16 protein-coding genes are annotated in these 18,577 nt (G+C 70.6%); 5 read left to right on the forward strand and 11 right to left on the reverse strand.

Annotated features, from left to right (window positions below; genetic code table 11):
* Positions 1 to 131: 131 nt before the first annotated feature.
* The 5 genes from ftsH to dacB all read right to left on the reverse strand — a co-directional run bounded on the left by ftsH (position 132) and on the right by dacB (position 6,972).
* Positions 132 to 2,156: an ATP-dependent zinc metalloprotease FtsH gene (gene ftsH, locus OG446_RS16665; protein WP_328894788.1), complete on the reverse strand. Its 2,025-nt coding sequence runs from the start codon at positions 2,154 to 2,156 to the stop codon at positions 132 to 134.
* 196 nt (positions 2,157 to 2,352) lie between these two features.
* Positions 2,353 to 2,892, reverse strand: coding sequence for a hypoxanthine phosphoribosyltransferase (gene hpt, locus OG446_RS16670; RefSeq protein ID WP_037777945.1), 540 nt, complete (start codon positions 2,890 to 2,892; stop codon positions 2,353 to 2,355).
* Positions 2,893 to 2,990: 98 nt separating this feature from the next.
* Positions 2,991 to 4,082: a tRNA lysidine(34) synthetase TilS gene (tilS, locus tag OG446_RS16675; protein WP_328894789.1), complete on the reverse strand. Its 1,092-nt coding sequence runs from the start codon at positions 4,080 to 4,082 to the stop codon at positions 2,991 to 2,993.
* 201 nt (positions 4,083 to 4,283) lie between these two features.
* Complete coding sequence (locus OG446_RS16680; RefSeq protein ID WP_148019994.1) at positions 4,284 to 5,417, reverse strand: zinc-dependent metalloprotease; 1,134 nt, start codon at positions 5,415 to 5,417, stop codon at positions 4,284 to 4,286.
* A 49-nt stretch (positions 5,418 to 5,466) separates the two neighbouring features.
* Complete coding sequence (gene dacB / locus OG446_RS16685) at positions 5,467 to 6,972, reverse strand: D-alanyl-D-alanine carboxypeptidase/D-alanyl-D-alanine endopeptidase (RefSeq protein ID WP_328894790.1); 1,506 nt, start codon at positions 6,970 to 6,972, stop codon at positions 5,467 to 5,469.
* An 86-nt stretch (positions 6,973 to 7,058) separates the two neighbouring features.
* Here dacB and OG446_RS16690 point away from each other — a divergent pair, with 86 nt between their 5' ends.
* Both OG446_RS16690 and OG446_RS16695 read left to right on the forward strand, forming a co-directional pair.
* Entirely contained in the window at positions 7,059 to 7,553 is a 495-nt protein-coding gene (locus OG446_RS16690) for an inorganic diphosphatase (RefSeq protein ID WP_123525235.1), read from the forward strand.
* A 141-nt stretch (positions 7,554 to 7,694) separates the two neighbouring features.
* Entirely contained in the window at positions 7,695 to 9,395 is a 1,701-nt protein-coding gene (locus OG446_RS16695) for a threonine/serine ThrE exporter family protein (protein WP_328894791.1), read from the forward strand.
* A 27-nt stretch (positions 9,396 to 9,422) separates the two neighbouring features.
* On the opposite strand, the gene OG446_RS16700 is transcribed toward OG446_RS16695, so the two are convergent.
* Positions 9,423 to 10,139: a DedA family protein gene (locus OG446_RS16700; protein ID WP_328894792.1), complete on the reverse strand. Its 717-nt coding sequence runs from the start codon at positions 10,137 to 10,139 to the stop codon at positions 9,423 to 9,425.
* A 148-nt stretch (positions 10,140 to 10,287) separates the two neighbouring features.
* Here OG446_RS16700 and OG446_RS16705 point away from each other — a divergent pair, with 148 nt between their 5' ends.
* Entirely contained in the window at positions 10,288 to 10,653 is a 366-nt protein-coding gene (locus OG446_RS16705) for a YbjQ family protein (protein ID WP_328894793.1), read from the forward strand.
* A 45-nt stretch (positions 10,654 to 10,698) separates the two neighbouring features.
* Here the strand turns inward: OG446_RS16705 and OG446_RS16710 are convergent, their stop codons facing one another.
* Complete coding sequence (locus tag OG446_RS16710) at positions 10,699 to 11,457, reverse strand: MerR family transcriptional regulator (protein ID WP_328894794.1); 759 nt, start codon at positions 11,455 to 11,457, stop codon at positions 10,699 to 10,701.
* A 136-nt stretch (positions 11,458 to 11,593) separates the two neighbouring features.
* On the opposite strand from OG446_RS16710, the gene OG446_RS16715 reads away from it, so the two are divergent.
* Positions 11,594 to 12,880 (forward strand): ion channel protein, encoded by a 1,287-nt coding sequence (locus OG446_RS16715; protein ID WP_328894795.1) that lies wholly within the window; start codon positions 11,594 to 11,596, stop codon positions 12,878 to 12,880.
* Between the two features lie 152 nt (positions 12,881 to 13,032).
* Positions 13,033 to 14,457 carry a glutamate decarboxylase gene (locus OG446_RS16720; RefSeq protein WP_328894796.1) on the forward strand — a complete coding sequence of 475 codons (1,425 nt, stop codon included), beginning with the start codon at positions 13,033 to 13,035 and terminating at the stop codon, positions 14,455 to 14,457.
* A gap of 81 nt (positions 14,458 to 14,538) precedes the next feature.
* On the opposite strand, the gene OG446_RS16725 is transcribed toward OG446_RS16720, so the two are convergent.
* The 4 genes from OG446_RS16725 to OG446_RS16740 all read right to left on the reverse strand — a co-directional run bounded on the left by OG446_RS16725 (position 14,539) and on the right by OG446_RS16740 (position 18,564).
* Positions 14,539 to 15,324, reverse strand: a complete 786-nt coding sequence (locus OG446_RS16725) for an ABC transporter permease (protein WP_328894797.1) — start codon at positions 15,322 to 15,324, stop codon at positions 14,539 to 14,541.
* Positions 15,321 to 16,271 (reverse strand): ATP-binding cassette domain-containing protein, encoded by a 951-nt coding sequence (locus tag OG446_RS16730; RefSeq protein ID WP_328894798.1) that lies wholly within the window; start codon positions 16,269 to 16,271, stop codon positions 15,321 to 15,323. The genes OG446_RS16725 and OG446_RS16730 overlap by 4 nt, the downstream gene beginning before the upstream one ends.
* 74 nt (positions 16,272 to 16,345) lie before the next feature.
* Positions 16,346 to 16,987 (reverse strand): PadR family transcriptional regulator, encoded by a 642-nt coding sequence (locus tag OG446_RS16735; protein WP_328894799.1) that lies wholly within the window; start codon positions 16,985 to 16,987, stop codon positions 16,346 to 16,348.
* Between the two features lie 119 nt (positions 16,988 to 17,106).
* Complete coding sequence (locus OG446_RS16740; RefSeq protein ID WP_328894800.1) at positions 17,107 to 18,564, reverse strand: aldehyde dehydrogenase family protein; 1,458 nt, start codon at positions 18,562 to 18,564, stop codon at positions 17,107 to 17,109.
* Between the last annotated feature and the right edge of the window lie 13 nt (positions 18,565 to 18,577).

Below are 18,577 nucleotides of genomic sequence, written 5' to 3' on the forward strand. Positions count from 1 at the left end.
AGCTTCACTGCGTGGACATCCGCGCAGGTGTACGGAAAAGCCGCGCCCCCACAGGCTAAAACCTGGGGGGCGCGGCATCCATTCCGGGCCCGGTACAGCCCCCGTGACAGGGGCCACACCGGGGTCGGTGTCTAGCTCTCGGGACGCTCCTCGGGGACCGCCTCGGTCACCGGAACCGTGTCCGTGACCGAGCCGTTCGCCGTGGTGGCGCCGTTGGTGAGGGCGAGCTCCTTCGGGGAGAGCACCGGCGGCCGGGTGGACGGCGTGCGCCGGGCGGAGCCGGTCCACGCCGGACGGGCCGGACGCTTGACGATCGGAGCGAAGATCTCGGCGATCTCCGCCTTGCCGAGGGTCTCCTTCTCAAGGAGCTGGAGAACCAGGGCGTCCAGAACGTCGCGGTTCTCGACCAGGATCTCCCACGCATCGTTGTGCGCGGTCTCGATGAGCTTCTTGACCTCTTCGTCGACCAGCGCGGCGACCTCTTCCGAGTAGTCGCGCTGGTGGCCCATCTCGCGGCCCACGAACGGCTCGGTGTTGTCGCCACCGAACTTGATCGCGCCGAGCCGCTCCGTCATGCCGTACTGCGTGACCATCGCGCGGGCCGTTGCCGTGGCCTTCTCGATGTCGTTGGCAGCGCCGGTCGTCGGGTCGTGGAAGACCAGCTCCTCGGCCGCGCGCCCGCCCAGCATGTAAGCCAGCTGGTCGAGCATCTCGTTGCGCGTCGTGGAGTACTTGTCCTCCTCCGGGAGCACCATCGTGTAACCGAGGGCACGGCCGCGGGAGAGGATCGTGATCTTGTGGACCGGGTCCGACTGAGGTGAGGCCGCCGCGACCAGGGCGTGTCCGCCCTCGTGGTACGCGGTGATCTTCTTCTCCTTCTCGGACATGATCCGGGTCCGCTTCTGCGGGCCCGCCACGACGCGGTCGATGGCCTCGTCGAGCATGTTGTTGTCGATCAGCTTCAGATTGCCGCGCGCCGTGAGGAGCGCCGCCTCGTTCAGCACGTTCGACAGGTCGGCACCGGTGAAACCGGGCGTACGACGGGCAACGGCGCCGAGATCGACGTCCGGTGCGACCGGCTTGCCCTTCTGGTGGACCTTGAGGATCTCCAGACGGCCCAGCATGTCCGGCCGGTCGACCGCGATCTGCCGGTCGAAACGGCCCGGGCGCAGCAGCGCCGGGTCGAGGATGTCCGGACGGTTCGTGGCGGCGATCAGGATGACGCCACCCTTCACGTCGAAGCCGTCCATCTCCACGAGCAGCTGGTTCAGCGTCTGCTCGCGCTCGTCGTGGCCGCCGCCCATACCGGCACCGCGGTGCCGGCCGACAGCGTCGATCTCGTCGACGAAGACGATCGCCGGGGCGTTCGCCTTGGCCTGCTCGAAGAGGTCACGGACACGGGAGGCACCGACACCGACGAACATCTCGACGAAGTCGGAACCGGAGATCGAGTAGAACGGGACGCCCGCCTCGCCGGCGACGGCGCGTGCGAGCAGCGTCTTGCCCGTACCGGGAGGTCCGTACAGCAGGACACCCTTGGGGATCTTGGCGCCGACGGCCTGGAACTTCGCCGGCTCCTGCAGGAACTCCTTGATCTCGTGGAGTTCCTCGACCGCCTCGTCCGAGCCCGCCACATCGGCGAACGTCGTCTTCGGGGTGTCCTTGGTGATCAGCTTGGCCTTGGACTTGCCGAACTGCATGACCTTGGAGCCGCCACCCTGCATCTGGTTCATCAGAAACAGGAAGACGACCACGATGAGGACGAACGGCAGCAGCGAGAAGAGGATCGAGACGAACGGGGACTGCTTCGACGGCGAGACGGTGTAACCGTTCTCGATGTCACCGCTCTCGAACTTCTTCTGCAGCGTATCGGCGAGCTCGACGCCCTGGTTGCCGATGTAGCTCGCCTGGAACTTGCTGCCGGACTCGCCCGAGAGCTTCTGGTCCTTTTTCAGCTCGATCTTGATGATGTGATCGTCACCGGTGGTGAGCTTGGCCTCATCCACCTGGTTCTTACTGATCGCCTGGATCACCTTGCCGGTGTCCACCGTCTTGTAGCCGCCACCCGAGCCGACGACATTCATCAACACGACCACGGCGAGGACGGCCAGCACGATCCACATGACCGGCCCACGGAAGTATCGCTTCACGTCCATCCATACGGAGCGAAGTCGCCCCGTCCCTCCTGCCCGTAGGTAAATGCTGCTGTGAGTAAAGACTGTTCTTCGGACGGTACCCCAGCATTGTCACCGACGACCGTCGGGGACGTCTGTCAAACCCGCCTTCGAAGGCTCAACGGCGGGAAATCGGTGAGGGTTCCCCGCCGCCGGGGCGGGTTCGCCGGTGTCGGAGTCAGCCGCCGTACACGTGCGGGGCGAGGGTGCCGACGAAGGGCAGGTTGCGGTACTTCTCCGCGTAGTCCAGCCCGTAGCCGACGACGAACTCGTTGGGGATGTCGAACCCGACCCACTTGCAGTCGAGCGCGACCTTCGCCGCGTCGGGCTTGCGCAGCAGGGTGCAGATCTCCAGCGACGCGGGCTCGCGCGAACCCAGGTTCGACATCAGCCAGGACAGCGTCAGGCCCGAGTCGATGATGTCCTCGACGATCAGGACGTGCTTGCCCTTGATGTCGGTGTCGAGGTCCTTGAGGATCCGGACGACACCGGAGGACTGGGTGCCCGCGCCGTACGACGAGACGGCCATCCAGTCCATGGTGACGGGGGTGGACAGCGCGCGCGCCAGGTCCGCCATGACCATCACCGCGCCCTTGAGGACTCCGACGAGGAGCAGGTCCTTGCCCGCGTACTCCGCGTCGATCTTCGCGGCCAGCTCGACGAGCTTCGCGTCGATCTCTTCCTTGGTGAGGAGCACCGACTGAAGGTCGGTACCCATGTCCTTCTCGTTCACCCGCGTCTCTTTCTTTGCCTGCCGGGTCCGGGACGGTGCCCGGGCCTGCGCGGCCGCTCGCCTGCATGTCAGCCGCTTGTACGTCAGCTCTGCCGAATCACCAGTCTGCCACCCTGGCGCAGGGCTTCGACGCGGCCGGGGAGGTTGATGGCCTGCTGGCCGCGCCAGCCGGTGATGAGGCGGTCGACTTCCTCGATGTGCCGGGCGAAGAGGGACCCGGCCGGGGAGCCCGCCTCTATGGCCGCGCGGCGCAGGACGCGGCGGCGGACGGCGGGAGGCAGCGCGTGCAGCTTGGCGCACTCCAGCAGGCCCGCGTCGTCGCGTACATCACGTCCGGCCTCGGCGGCCCAGGTGTCCAGGGCGTCGGCGTCGTCGCGGGAGAGCTGCGCCGTACGGGCCAGCGCCTCGACGACTCCTTTGCCCAGCGCCTTCTCCAGGGCGGGCAGGCCCTCGTGGCGCAGCCGGGAGCGCGTGTAGGCGGGGTCGATGTTGTGCGGGTCGTCCCAGACGGGCAGGGACTGGGCCAGACAGGCCGTGCGGGCGGTCTGCCGGTCGAGCTGGAGGAAGGGGCGGCGGTAGCGGCCGGCCGGTCCGGATGCGGCGGCCATGCCGGAGAGGGAGCGGATACCGGAACCGCGGGCGAGGCCGAGCAGCACCGTCTCCGCCTGGTCGTCGCGGGTGTGGCCGAGCAGGACGGCGGCGGCGCCGTGGCGTTCGGCGGCGGCGTCCAGGGCCGCGTAGCGGGCGTCGCGGGCGGCGGCCTCGGGCCCGCCCTCATGGCCGACCCGCACGGCGACGGCCTCGACCGGGTCGAGGTCCATGGCGGTGAGGCGGCCGACGACCTCGGTGGCGCGGGTGTCGGAGCCGTTCTGGAGGCCGTGGTCGACGGTGATGCCACCGGCCCGGACGGCGAGCTTCCGGGCCTCGAAGGCGAGGGCGGAGGCGAGCGCCATGGAATCGGCGCCGCCGGAACACGCGACCAGTACCAGGGGGGTGTCGGTGCGTTCGGGAAGTGCGGGGCGCCGCCTGCCCGCCCCGGCCTCGGCGAGCTCGGGATGCGGGACGCGTGGGGCGTGCCCGGTGCGTTCGGTCTGTTCGGCGAATTCGGTGAGTACGTCGTGGAGTACGCGGCGGACCGCCAGGCGTATCGCCGCGACCGCAGGATGGGGACCCATGTCCGGTGCCCTTCGTGAAGTTCTGGAGAGGTGCCTCCGAGTGGCGGGACCGAGAAAAGTGCCGTCACTCAGAGTGCGTCGATGGTGACAGAGCAAACCCGTTCATCGAGCATTGCACGCCTTCCCATGCCCCTACGGTCCCTCGGATGGGTGATTACCGGCGCGTTGCCCTCGGGTCCCGGGCTTGTGCGCGAGCCGTGATCATGACTCTGCCTTACGGTGCACCCTCGCGATCCAGTCCTCCGGCTTGGCGATCTCCGCCTTGGTCGGGAGGGTGTTGGGCGAGGTCCAGACCCGGTTGAAGCCGTCCATCCCGACCTCGTCGACCACGGCGCGCACGAACCGCTCGCCGTCGCGGTACTGGCGCAGCTTGGCGTCGAGCCCGAGCAGCTTGCGCAGCGCCTGGTCGAGGCGGCTCGCGCCGCGCGCCCTGCGCTGCTGGAACTTCTCCCTGATCTCGCCGACGGAGGACACGACCTCGGGGCCGACGCCGTCCATCACGTAGTCGGCGTGCCCCTCCAGCAGGGACATCACCGCGGTGAGCCGGCCGAGGATCTCGCGCTGGGCGGGTGTCTGGACGATCTCGACGAGGCTGCGGCCGCCGTCCTCGCCCTCCTCGCCCTCGGGCCGCCCGCCGGCCAGCGACTGGGCGGCCTCACGGAGCCGTTCGAGCACCGTCATCGGGTCGACGTCGGTCTCGTCGAGGAATGACTGGATCTCGCCCTGCAGATGGTCGCGGAGCCAGGGCACCGCGGTGAACTGCGTGCGGTGCGTCTCCTCGTGGAGGGCGACCCAGAGGCGGAAGTCGTGCGGGTCCACCTCCAGCTCCCGCTCGACGTGGACGATGTTCGGGGCGACCAGCAGGAGCCGGCCGCCGCCGTCGGCCGAGGCCGGGAGCTCACGGGTGGCGGGGGCGAACGTCTCGTACTGGCCGAGGACCCGGGAGGCCAGGAACGACAGCAGCATCCCCACCTCCACACCGGTCACCTTGGAGCCGACCGCGCCGAGCACGGCACCGCCCGCACCGCCGCCGCGCCGCTCCTCCATCTTGTCCAGGAGGGGGCGCAGCAGTTCCCGGAAGCCCGCGACGTTCGCCTTGATCCAGCCCGCCCGGTCGACGACCAGGACCGGGGTGTCCTCCGGTTCGGTCCCCTCCGGGATCATCCGGGTGAAGGAACGCACGTGCTCCTCCGCCGCCTTGGCATGCCTGCGCAGCTCCGCGACGACCTCGCGGGCCTCCTCGCGGCTGATCTCGGGACCCGGCCGCACAAGCCGGGTCGCTGTCGCGACCGCGAGATTCCAGTCGACCATCCCGGCACCACCGATGCTCGTCATGCGTCAACCGTACGTGCTCGGCCCTTGTTCGGGTGAGGTGTTGACCGGCTCATCGCCGGCCGGCCGCCAGTGCCGTCGCGAGCGCGTCGAGGGCGGACTGGGCCTCGGACGGGGCGGTGGTGCCCGACGCGAGGAAGGCGAAGGCGAGCAGCCGGCCGTGGGGGTCGACGACCGTGCCGGAGAGGCTGTTGACGCCCGTGAGGGTGCCGGTCTTGGCGCGGACCAGGCCGGTGCCGCCGGATTTCGTGGTGTAGCGGTCGCTGAGCGTGCCGCTGAAGCCGGCGACCGGGAGACCGGTGAGGACGGGGCGGAGCTCCGGGTGGTCCTGGTCGGCCGCGCGGGCCAGGAGCCCGGCGAGCAGGGCGGCGGTGACCTTGTCCTTGCGGTTGAGCCCGCTGCCGTCGGCGAAGGCCACGCCCTTCAGCGGCAGACCCAGCTTCTTCAGCTGCGCGGTGACGGCCCGTCGGCCGCCGTTGAAGTCGGCCGGTTCGCCCGTGGCGAGCGCGGTCTGCCGGGCGAGTGCCTCGGCGATGTCGTTGTCGCTGTTGGTCAGCGCGCGCTCGACGAGGGCGGACAGCGGGGCGGACAGGTGCTTGGCGACGGGCCGGGACTTCGCGGCCGCCCGGCCGGGGGCGGCCCCGTCCCCGATGCCGATCCCGGCCTCCTCCAGGAGTTCACCGAAGGCGTCGGCGGCATCGCGGGCCGGGTCCTCGCTGCGCGGCGCGGGGCCGCTGGAGGTGCCGTCGAGCCGGCCCTCGTTCACCATCAGGGCGCTCACCGGCGCGATGTTCTCGTTGGGGCCGATCGGGTGGAGTGCGGGTCCCGAGTAGCCGGAGGTGTCGTACCGCAGCCGCACCGAGCGGACCCCGCCGTCCTTCAGGGCGCGGGCCGTGTCGGCGGCCAGGGAGCGCAGGGCCGCCCGGTCGAGGGTGGGGTCGCCGCCGCCGACCAGCGTCACGGTACGCAGATCGGCGGTGGCCCCGACGGTCGTGGGGATGCGGTGGGCCGGGCCGAGCGCGGTCAGGGCCGCGACCGTGGTGGCGATCTTGACGGTGGAAGCGGGCGTCATGGGGGTGTCGGCCCCCAGCCCGTACAGCCGCTTGCCGGTGGCCGTGTCGATGACGACGGCACTGCGCCGGGTACCGAGCGCCTCGTTCCTCAGCAGCGGGTCCAGTACGGCGCGGAGTCCGGCCGCTGCTCCGTCCGGGGCCGCCGCGGCGTCCGGCGCGGGCTTGTCGGCACCGGTGCCGAGCACCGCCAGCACGGCCGGGGCGCTGGGCGCCGGGGCAGGTCCAGAGGGGGCGGCGGGCTCGTGATGTGCACCACCTGTACGGGTCCGGGCAGCAGCCCAGTCCTGCTCGGCCTTACGCTGACCCGAGTCCCAGGGACCGGCGGCGAAGACGGCGCCGGCTGCGAGCGCCAGGCCCAGGGCAGCGGAGACGGCCGTGAACTGCCGGTTGCTCAGTCCGCCGCGCATGCCCAGACGGTCCGCGAGAGCCGTCCCGGTCTGTGCGGAGAACGGATTGATCGACGTTCTTTTCACCGGCTCGGCCACCGTTGACCAGCCCCTTTCGCGAGCACACAACTCCGTGGGGGACACTTAACCATCAGTCGTATGTGTTGATCATGGAGGAGCCACCCGTGGAGTTCGACGTCGTTATCGAGATCCCGAAGGGTTCGCGGAACAAGTACGAGGTGGACCACGAGACCGGTCGGATCCGCCTGGACCGTCGACTCTTCACCTCGACCAGCTACCCGGCCGACTACGGCTTCGTCGAGAACACCCTCGGCGAGGACGGCGACCCGCTGGACGCGCTGGTCATCCTGGAGGAGCCGACCTTCCCCGGCTGCCTCATCAAGTGCCGCGCGATCGGCATGTTCCGGATGACGGACGAAGCCGGCGGCGACGACAAGCTGCTGTGCGTGCCGGCCTCCGACCCCCGGGTGGAGCACCTGCGCGACATCCACCACGTGTCGGAGTTCGACCGCCTGGAGATCCAGCACTTCTTCGAGGTCTACAAGGACCTGGAGCCCGGCAAGTCCGTCGAGGGCGCCGACTGGGTCGGCCGGGTCGAGGCCGAGGCCGAGATCGAGAACTCGTACAAGCGCCTTGAGGCGCAGGGCGGCGCGCACTGACGTTCCGCTTGCGGTTCTGAGCAGGCTGCCGGGCGGCACACCTTCACGGGTGTGCCGCCCGTTCGCATGACCGCCCATAGGCGTGGCCATACTGGGCAGAAGCGCAGCCGAAGACGCGCAGCCGACGAGGAGCGAGGTCGAGTGGTGGCGGAACCGGGCGGTCCCGATGACCAGAAGCCCCAGTCCGACGAGGCGCGCAGCGCCTTCTCCCAGCCCGCCGGGGTCGAGAGGTCCGTGCCGTCGGCGGACGACGACCATCCGACCTCGGAGTTCTCCCTGCCGTCAGGGCTGGCGCCCGAGCCGCAGGGTCCTGCGGCCGGCCCGGGAACGGGCGCCGCGTCCGGTTCGGACACAATCGGTTCCGCTTTCGCCCCGCCGCGCACCTACGACGCCCGGAACTCGCCGCCCGCCTTCACGCCGGCGCACGGCATCCCGATGATCCGGCTGACCAAGGAGGCCCCTTGGCAGGACCGGATGCGCACGATGCTGCGGATGCCGGTGCACGATCGTCCGGCACCGGAAACGGTCCAGCGGCACGACGACGCCGCGGGGCCCGCGGTGCCGCGCGTGCTCGACCTGACCCTGCGTATCGGGGAGCTGCTGCTCGCCGGCGGTGAGGGGGCCGAGGACGTCGAGGCGGCCATGTTCGCGGTGACCCGCAGCTATGGGCTCGACCGCTGCGAGCCGACCGTCACCTTCACGCTGCTGTCGATCTCGCATCAGCCGTCGCTGGTCGAGGACCCGGTCACGGCGAGCCGGACCGTACGCCGTCGCGGCACCGACTACACCCGGCTGGCCGCGGTCTTCCGGCTCATCGACGACATCACCACCGAAGAGGGCGAGATCTCGCTGGAGGAGGCCTACCGGCGCCTCGCGGAGATCCGCCGCAACCGGCACCCGTACCCCGGCTGGGTGCTCACCATGGCCGCCGGCGGGCTGGCCGGCGCGGCATCGGTGCTGGTCGGCGGCGGTCCGCTGGTGTTCCTGATCGCCGCGCTCGGCGCGATGCTCGGTGACCGGCTGGCCTGGCTGTGTGCCGGACGCGGGCTGCCGGAGTTCTACCAGTTCGTCGTGGCGGCGATGCCGCCCGCCGCGATGGGCGTGGCGCTGACCCTCACCCACTGGTCGGACGTACGGCCGTCGGCGGTGATCACCGGTGGGCTGTTCGCGCTGCTGCCGGGGCGGGCGCTGGTCGCCGGTGTGCAGGACGGCCTGACCGGCTACTACATCACCGCGTCGGCGCGACTGCTGGAGGTCATGTACTTCTTCATCGCGATCGTCGCCGGGGTGCTGCTGGCTCTCTACGGGGGGCTCCAGCTGGGTGCCGAGCTGGACCCGGAGGCGCGGCTCATCTCCCATGACCGGCCGGTGGTGCAGATCCTGGCGTCGATGGTGCTGACGCTGGCCTTCGCGATCCTGCTCCAGCAGGAGCGGTCCACGGTGCTGGCGGTGACCCTCAACGGCGGCGTGGCCTGGGTCATCTACGGGGCGATGGCCCGGACGGGCGGCCTCTCCGCGGTGGCGGCCACCGCCGCCGCCGCCGGTCTCGTCGGGCTGTTCGGGCAGTTGTTCTCGCGCTACCGGTACACCTCGTCGCTGCCGTTCATCACGGCCGCGATCGGCCCGCTGCTGCCCGGCTCGGCCACGTACTTCGGTCTGCTGGGTGTCGCGCAGAACGAGCTGGACCGGGGGCTCGCCTCCCTGTCGACCGCGGTGGCGACGGCGCTGGCCATCGCGATCGGGGTGAATCTGGGAAGCGAGATCTCCCGGCTGTTCATGCGGGTGCCGGGAGCGGTCGGCGGAGCGAACCGCCGCGCGGCCAAGCGGACGCGCGGCTTCTGACGGGAACCCGCGGGCGCGGGCTCGGTGTCAGCGCTTGGCGTGGCGGCCGCCGCGGCGGCCCGCGGCCGTGCTGCCACCGGCGGCCGCGTCCTGGTGCTCGTCCTCGCCCGACGCGGCTTCCTTCTTCGACTTGCTGCGGGCGCGCAGGAACTCGATGCCGATCGGCACGACCGAGATCAGCACGATCAGGACCAGCATCGCCTCGATGTTCTTGTGGACGAACTCGATCTGGCCGAGTCCCGCGCCGAGGAGCGTCACGCCGACGCCCCACAGGATGCCGCCGATGATGTTGAACGTGATGAACGAGCGGTAGTTCATCCGGCTGACACCGGCGATGATCGGCGTGAACGTCCGCACGATGGGCACGAAGCGGGCCAGGATCAGCGACTTCGGCCCGTACTTCTCGAAGAACTCGTGGGCCTTCTCGACGTTCTCCTGCTTGAAGAGGCGGGAGTCCGGGCGGTTGAAGAGCGAGGGGCCGACCTTGCGGCCGAACAGATAGCCCACCTGGTCGCCGATGATCGCCGCCAGGGCGACCAGGACGCAGACCAGCCACAGCGGGGTGTCCAGCTTGTCCGTCGTCACCAGCAGACCGGTGGTGAACAGGAGCGAGTCGCCGGGCAGGAAGAACCCGATCAACAGCCCGGACTCGGCGAAGACGATGACCAGCACACCGATCAGCCCGAACTGCCCGATGAGGTGGTCCGGGTCCAGCCAGCTCGGTCCGAGCGCAAGCGTATTCAAGGGTCCGGGCTCCAGGATGTGGTCGATGGCGGCTGCGTGGCCGCCCAAAGCTATCAACGCCGCAGCCCCCCTCCCGGTTCCACTGGCCCCCGTGGAGATGCACACAGGATGAACCGGGGCAAAACTCGGTCCCAGGAGGTGCCACACCATGGGCATTGAGGATTACGGCGGCGGTCAGACGGCACAGTCCGATGTGCTGGTCGTCACCACCAATGACGTACCAGGCCACCAGGTGACGCAGGTCATCGGTGAGGTCTTCGGGCTGACGGTCAGATCCCGTCACCTCGGCAGCCAGATCGGTGCCGGGCTGAAGTCCATGATCGGCGGCGAGCTGAAGGGGCTGACCAAGACGCTCGTCGAGACCCGCAACCAGGCCATGGAACGGCTGGTGGAACAGGCACGGGCCCGTGGCGCCAACGCGGTGCTGATGATGCGCTTCGACGTGACCGAGGCGGCGGACGTGGGCACGGAGGTCTGTGCGTACGGCACCGCTGCGGTGATCAGCAGAAGCTGAGCGACGTACGGGGGCGGGGCCCCGCCCCCGTACACGCGGCCCCGGCTACTCCCGGCGCTCCGCGTTGGCGTCGATCGCGTCGCGCAGGTGCTCGGCGAGACCCGGCCGCATCGCGTCGTAGAACGCCTTGAACTGCGGATCGGCGACGTACATCTCGCCGAGCCCCCGGTGGATCTCCGTCGTGCAGTCGTAGAACCAGGTCGAGATGTGGAGCCGGTGCTCCTCGGCGAGGTCCATCGCGCGCTCGCCGGTGGCCGGCTCACCGTCCTCCATGAGCGCGTCGTAGCGCTCGCCCCAGGAGGCGACCTCGGCCTTCATCCGCTGCCAGTCCTCCTTGGTGTAGCGGGCGGCGCGGCGCTGCGACTCGGCGTAGGTGTCGCTGCCGCCCCAGCGGCGCTCGGCCTCCTCCGCGTAACTCTCCGGGTCCTTGTCACCGAAGACCTCGAACTTCTCCTCGGGTGTGAGGTTGATGCCCATCTTCCGTGCCTCCATGGCTGTCTCGACGGCCGTGGCCATCCGCTGCAGCTCGGCGATCCGGTGCGACAGCAGCGCGTGCTGGCGGCGCAGATGTTCCTGCGGGTCCGCGTCCGGGTCGTCGAGCAGTGCGGCGATCTCGTCGAGCGGGAAGCCGAGCTCCCGGTAGAACAGGATCTGCTGCAGCCGGTCGAGGTCGGCGTCGTCGTAACGCCGGTGGCCCGCGTGGCTGCGCCCTCCGGGCGAGAGCAGTCCGATGCCGTCGTAGTGGTGCAGCGTCCGCACCGTGACCCCGGCATACCCGGCGACCTGTCCCACGGAGTGCTCCATGGCGCCCCGCTCCTTCCGTGTGGTCGGTACCTGTCCGAGCCTCGGCCCTGACGTGACGTGAGGTGCAAGTCCGAAATCCCGCAGCCTCTGCCCTATTTGATGGGTTATAGGCCTTTTGCGCCGCTATGGTGAGCCGATGGCCACCGATTCCGCCGCCGGCTCCCCCGTCTCCGCCGAACCGGCCCCCGCGCGCCGCCTGCTGCTGCTCATCGTCCCCGCGCTGGCCGTCGGCGTGGTCTCGGCCCTCGTCCTGCTCGGCGTCAGCCTGGTCGCGGAGCAGGTGCAGGACGTCCTGTGGGAGACGCTGCCCGACGCCCTGTCGATCGGCCGGTACTCCTCGCTGTGGATGATCGTGACGCTCACCGCGATCGGCCTGGTGACCGGACTGACCATCCGGACGGTGCCGGGTCACGCCGGACCCGACCCGGCGACCACGGGGCTGGTCGACCCGCCCCTGCCGCCGGCCGTGCTGCCGGGACTCCTGATCGTGACGGTGCTGGCCCTGGCGGGCGGGGTCAGCCTGGGCCCGGAGAACCCGATCACCGCCGCCAACATCGCGCTGGCCTGCTGGGCGGGCCGCCGGTTCGCACCGAGCGCCCCGGCCGAGCTGTGGCTCGCGCTCGCCGCCGCGGGCACCATCGGCGCACTCTTCGGCACCCCGGTGGCCGCCGCGCTCATCCTCTCCGAGACGCTCGCCTCCACGCCCGGCCCGGGCGCGCTCTGGGACCGCCTCTTCGGACCGCTCGCGGCCGGCGCCGCGGGGGCGCTCACCATGACGCTGGCCGCTCACCCCAGCTTCGACCTGTCGCTGCCCGACTACACCGGAGCCCACTGGGGCGACCTGCTCTCCGCCGTCGTGATCGCCTGCGCGGGCGCGCTGCTCGGACTGGCGGCGGTGTACGCGTTCCCGTACGCGCACCGCGCCTTCCGTGCCCTGCGCCACCCGGTCCTGGCCATGACGGCGGGCGGGCTGCTGCTGGGCCTGCTCGGAGCCCTCGGCGGGCACCTCACCCTGTTCAAGGGGCTGGACGAGGTGAAGGTACTGGCCGCCGATCCGGACGGCTGGTCGGCGGGCGGGTTCGGGGGCATGGCGGTGGTGAAGACCGCGGCCCTGCTGGTCGCGGCCGCCTGCGGCTTCCGGGGCGGCCGGATCTTCCCGGCGGTGTTCTGCGGCGTCGCGCTCGGCCTGTGCGCGCACGCCCTGGTCGACGGAGTGCCGGTGGCCCTCGCGGTGACGTGCGGGGTGCTCGGCATCCTGCTCGCCATCACGCGGCAGGGCTGGCTCAGCCTCTTCACCGCTGCGGTACTGGCCTCCGACATGACCCTGCTCCCCCTGCTCTGCGTCGCCACCCTGCCGGCCTGGCTGCTGGTCACCGGGAGGCCGCTGATGCAACTGCGCGCGGACGGTACCCCGCTGCGCTGAGACGGGCGGCGCGGCGCTGCGACACGCCCTGCGGCCGGGCGGGCGTCGTGTCCGTATCGCCGGACACCTCCGCCATCCGTATCGTCAGACTTTGTCCGTATCGCCGGATTCATTCCGTCATGCCGGCGACAGCCGAGAAGGGCAGGTCTGCGATGGCTCTCCACAAGGGCTCCGCACAAGGCACCGAACCGTCCGACGCGCGACGCCGGCTCGCACTCAACCCCTTCTTCGGGGAGGCCGACCCCACCGCCGGGATGGATTCCGCCCCGCCCCGGCACAAGCTGCCGGACGGACCGCTGCCGCCTGCCACCGCCTACGGCCTCGTCCACGACGAGCTGATGCTCGACGGCAACTCACGGCTCAACCTCGCCACCTTCGTCACCACCTGGATGGAACCCCAGGCCGGTGTGCTGATGAGCGAGTGCCGCGACAAGAACATGATCGACAAGGACGAGTACCCGCGCACCGCCGAACTGGAACGGCGCTGCGTGGCGATGCTCGCCGACCTCTGGAACGCCCCCGACCCCGCCACGGCCGTCGGCTGTTCCACGACCGGGTCCAGCGAGGCCTGCATGCTGGCCGCCATGGCGCTCAAACGCCGCTGGGCGGCCAGGAACGCCGACCGCTATCCGGCGACCGCCCGGCCCAACCTGGTCATGGGCGTCAACGTGCAGGTCTGCTGGGACAAGTTCTGCACGTTCTGGGAGGTCGAGCCGCGCCTCGTCCCGATGGAGGGCGACCGCTACCACCTCGACCCGCAGGCCGCCGCCGACCTCTGCGACGAGAACACCATCGGGGTCGTCGGCGTCCTCGGCTCCACCTTCGACGGCAGCTACGAACCCATCGCCGAACTCTGCGCCGCCCTGGACGCCCTCCAGGAGCGCACCGGCCTCGACATCCCCGTCCACGTCGACGGGGCGTCCGGCGCGATGGTGGCGCCGTTCCTGGACGAGGACCTGGTGTGGGACTTCCGCCTCCCCCGGGTCTCCTCGATCAACACCTCCGGGCACAAGTACGGCCTGGTCTACCCGGGCGTCGGCTGGGCCCTGTGGCGCTCGCCCGCCGAACTGCCCGAGGAACTCGTCTTCCGGGTCAACTACCTCGGCGGCGACATGCCCACCTTCGCGCTGAACTTCTCCCGGCCGGGCGCCCAGGTCGTGGCGCAGTACTACACCTTCCTGCGGCTGGGCCGGGAGGGCTACCGGGCCGTGCAGCAGGCGTCGCGGGACGTGGCGACGGGACTGGCGGAGAAGTTCGAGGAGCTCGGCGACTTCCGGCTGCTCACCCGGGGCGACCAACTGCCCGTCTTCGCCGTGACGACCAAGCCCGAGGTGACGGCGTACGACGTCTTCGACGTGTCGCGCCGGCTCCGTGAACGCGGCTGGCTGGTGCCCGCGTACACCTTCCCGGCCAACCGCGAGGACCTCTCCGTGCTCCGGATCGTGTGCCGCAACGGGTTCTCGTCCGACCTGGCGGAGCTGCTGCTGGAGGACCTGCGGCTGCTGCTGCCGGAGCTGCGCAGCCAGGACCACCCGCTGAGCGCCGAGCACGGCCCGGCGACGTCGTTCCACCACTGAGCGGCTCGCCGAGAGGCTGTCGGCACGCTCCGGCCCCCGCCCGTGAACGCCGGGCGGGGGCCGGAGCCGTACGCCACCGAGTCAGCGGCTGAGCCGCGCGAACCGCCGTACCGCCAGCGGGAAGAACACCGCCAGCAGCGCCAGCGGCCACACGACCGCCAGCAGCCCGGCATGGTCCGCGGCCCAGGAGCCCCCGCCCCCGCCCGGGTTGCCGAACAGATCGCGCACCGCCGTGGCCGTCGCCGACATCGGGTTCCACTCGACGACCGCGCCCAGCCATCCCGGCATCGACTCCGGCACCGCGAAGACGTTGGACAGGAAACCGACCGGCCAGACCAGGATCTGCACCGCCTGCACCATCTCCGGCCGCCCCGCCACCAGCGCCAGCAGGATGCCGAGCCACAGCATCGCGAACCGCAGCAGCAGGAGCAGCCCCAGGGCCCCCAGCGCCGCGAGCGGCCCGTGGTGCCAGCGCCAGCCGATCGCGTACCCCACACCGGTCATGACGGCCAGCGCGGCCACCGACTGGAGCATGTCCGCGACGGCCCGCCCGACCAGCACCGCGCCGGATGCCATCGGCATCGAGCGGAACCGGTCGACGACGCCCTTGTTGAGGTCCTGGGTGACCGCGAGCATCGTCGACTCCAGGCCGAAGGCCATGGTGAGGGCGAGCATGCCGGGCACCAGGTACTCGGTGGTGTCGCCGTCGACCCCCCGGCCGCCGCCGACCAGGTAGTTGAACATCAGCAGCAGCATCACGGGGAAGACCAGCCCCACGACGACCTGCACCGGCTGCCGCGCCCAGTGCGCCAGTTCGCGCCGGGTCATGGTCCAGGAATCGACTGCCGCCCAGCCGGCCGTACTCATACCGCCACCTCCACGTCGTCCTGCCTGCCGCCCGTCAGGGACAGGAACACCTCGTCCAGCGTCGGCCGGCGCACCGCGATGTCCTCCGCCTCGATACCCGCCTCCTCCAGGGCCCGTAGGGTCCGCGAGAGCGTCGCCATCCGGTCCCCCGCGGGTGCGCCGACCATCCGCCGGTCCTGGTCGGTCACCGTTCCGCCCTCGATCAGGGCGGCCGCCCGTTCCAGGTGCGCGCCGTCGCGGACGACGACGTCGATCCGGTCGCCGCCCACCCGCGCCTTCAGTTCGTCGGCCGTTCCCTCGGCGGCGACGCGCCCGCCGTCGATCAACGAGATCCGGTCCGCGAGCCGGTCCGCCTCCTCCAGGTACTGCGTGGTCAGCAGTACGGACGTGCCGCCGCCCACCAGGGCCCGCACCGCCGCCCACACCTCGGCACGGCCGCGCGGGTCGAGACCGGTCGTCGGCTCGTCGAGGAAGAGCACCTCCGGATCCGTGATCAGCGAGGCGGCCAGGTCGAGCCGCCGCCGCATGCCGCCGCTGTACTCCGCGACCGCCTTGCGGCCGGTGTCCGCGAGGCCGAACCGTTCCAGCAGTTCGTCCGCCCGGGCTCCCGCCCGGCGTGCGCCCAGGTGGTACAGCCGCCCGAACATCTCCAGGTTCTGCCGGCCGCCGAGCTGTTCGTCCACCGCCGCGTTCTGGCCGAGCAGCCCGATCCGGCGCCGGACCTCGCCCGGCCGCTGCCGCACGTCGTACCCCGCCACCTCGACCCGGCCCTCGTCGTACCGCAGCAGCGTCGACAGGATGCGGACCGCCGTGGTCTTCCCCGCTCCGTTGGGGCCGAGCACCGCGTGCACGGTGGAGCGGGCGACCGTGAGGTCGAGGCCGGCCAGCGCCCGCTTCGTCCCGTAGCGCTTGTGCACTCCTTCGACGACGATCGCGTCGTCAGACATCGCCACACCCCCTATTAGTCAAACTTGACTAGAACGGGAAAGGTAGCGGACGGGCAACCATTCGTCAAACTTGATTAGTGAGCGTCCCCCGGATCAGCGACCCCGGTCGCGTACGGGTTCGCCTCCCCCTCGGCCAGCACGCCGACGAACGGATCACCCTCACCCGCGAAGGTGTACGCCCCGCCCTCGATGCGTTCGATCAGCCCCCGGGTCCATTCCGCGCCCGAGTCCGCCGAGTGCACCCACATGTTCATGATCTCGCCGATGTGCCCGATCGACTCGGGCCCCTCCTCGGGCGTGTAGTACTCGGTGACCGAGGTCCGCCAGCGGGTGAGGCCCGCCACCCGCTCCTTGAGCAGGGCCACCGCCTCCGCCCGCTCCAGGTCCACGATCCCGCCCAGCCCGGCCGACAGCACGTCCAGCTTCTGGTCGTACGAGGTCAGCGCCGCGCGCAGCAGCGTGAAGTACTCCTCGTCGCCCTGCTCGGTGATCTCGTACTCGGTGCGCGGCGGGCCGCCCACCGTGCTCGGTGCGACCTCGTGGGCGAGCAGCACGCCCTGCTTCGCCATCTGCTTCAGTGCGTGGTAGATCGACCCCGGCTTGGCGTTGGACCACTCGTGCGCGCCCCAGTACTCCAGGTCGTTGCGGATCTGATAGCCGTGTGCGCGGCCGTGCTGCCGCACGGCACAGAGGACCAACAACCGGATCGCTGACATCCCACCCACCTCTCTACTCAACTTTGACGAGAGTAGCGGTGCGCCGATCGGGAACGGATCAGGGCGTTGAGGCCGGAGCGGGAAGTGGCTCCGGGCCCCAGCGGGAAACAGCTCCGCGGTCAGAGCGGGAAGTGGCTCCGGCCGTGCTGGATCGATATCCACTTCTGGGTGGTGAAGGCCTCGACCGTCGCCTCGCCGTTCAGCCGGCCGTTCCCGGAGTTCTTCTCGCCGCCGAAGGCGACCAGCGGATCGTCCTGGACGGTGGCGTCGTTGACGTGGAACATGCCGCTGTCGATCCGCTGGGCGAAGCGCACTCCGCGTTCGGCGTCGGCCGTGTGCACGGCGCCGCTGAGCCCGTAGGGACTGTCGTCGGCGATCCGTACGGCCTCCTCCTCGCCGTCGAACTCGATCAGCAGCGCCACCGGGCCGAAGATCTCCTGGGAGAGCAGCGGCGAACCGTCCGGGAGCCCGGTGAGCACGGTGGGCTCGACGAGGTTGCCACGCGTGCGGCCCCGGACCGGCGCCGTGGCCCCGTCCGCGAGCGCCTGGTCGACGAGAGCGGTCAGCGCGTCGGCCTGGAAGGTGTTGATGACGGGGCCGATCTGCGTCTGCGGGTCACGCGGGTCACCGGCCCTGAGCGCGGCCACCCGGGCGACGAACTTCTCGGTGAACTCGGGGGCGACGGCACGGTCCACCAGGATCCGGTTGGCGGCCATGCAGACCTGGCCCTGGTAGACGAAGCGGCTGAAGACGGCCGAGTCGACCGCGTAGTCGATGTCCGCGTCGTCGAGCACCACCAGGGCGCTGTTGCCGCTGAGTTCGAGAATGGTGCGCTTGAAGAGCGCGCCCGCCGTCGCGGCGACATGACGCCCCACACGGTCCGACCCGGCGAACGAGATCACCTTGGGGACGGGGTGCTCGATGAACGCGTCGCCTATCTCGGCTATGTCGGTGACGACGACGTTGAGCAGCCCGGCCGGCAGTCCGGCCCGCTCGAAGATCCGGGCGATCAGCCCGCCGCCGGTCACCGGCGCGTTCTGGTTGGGCTTGATGACGACCGCGTTGCCGAGCGCCAGGGCCGGTGCGACGGACTTCATCGTCACCAGGAACGGGAAGTTGAAGGGGCTGATGACGCCGATGACGCCGACCGGGAGCCGGTAGAGGCGGTTCTCCTTGCCGTCCACCGGGGAGGGCACGATCCGGCCCTCGGGGTGCAGCGCCTGATGGGCCGCCTCGCGCAGGAAGTCCTGGGCGGCGCTCAGTTCGTACAGCGCCTTGGCCCGCGTGCCGCCCAGTTCGTCGATGACCGCCTCGACGATGTCGTCGGCCATTTCCTCGGAGATCCGCACGGCCCGCTCAAGGACGCCCCGTCGTTCGTACGGACTTGTGGCGGCCCACTCCCGCTGGGCGCGCTCGGCGGCGCGGTAGGCGGCATCGACCTCGTCCGCGGTGGCGACGGTGATGGCGGCGAGCTTCTCCCCGTTGTAGGGATTGAAATCGATGATGTCCCACGAGCCGGTGCCGGTGCGCCATTCACCGTCGATGTACTGGGCAGCCAGCTCGTGGAAGAAGGACATGCGATCCCTTACT

The sequence above is a fragment of the Streptomyces sp. NBC_00236 genome (assembly GCF_036195045.1).
In the GTDB taxonomy this organism is placed as follows: domain Bacteria; phylum Actinomycetota; class Actinomycetes; order Streptomycetales; family Streptomycetaceae; genus Streptomyces.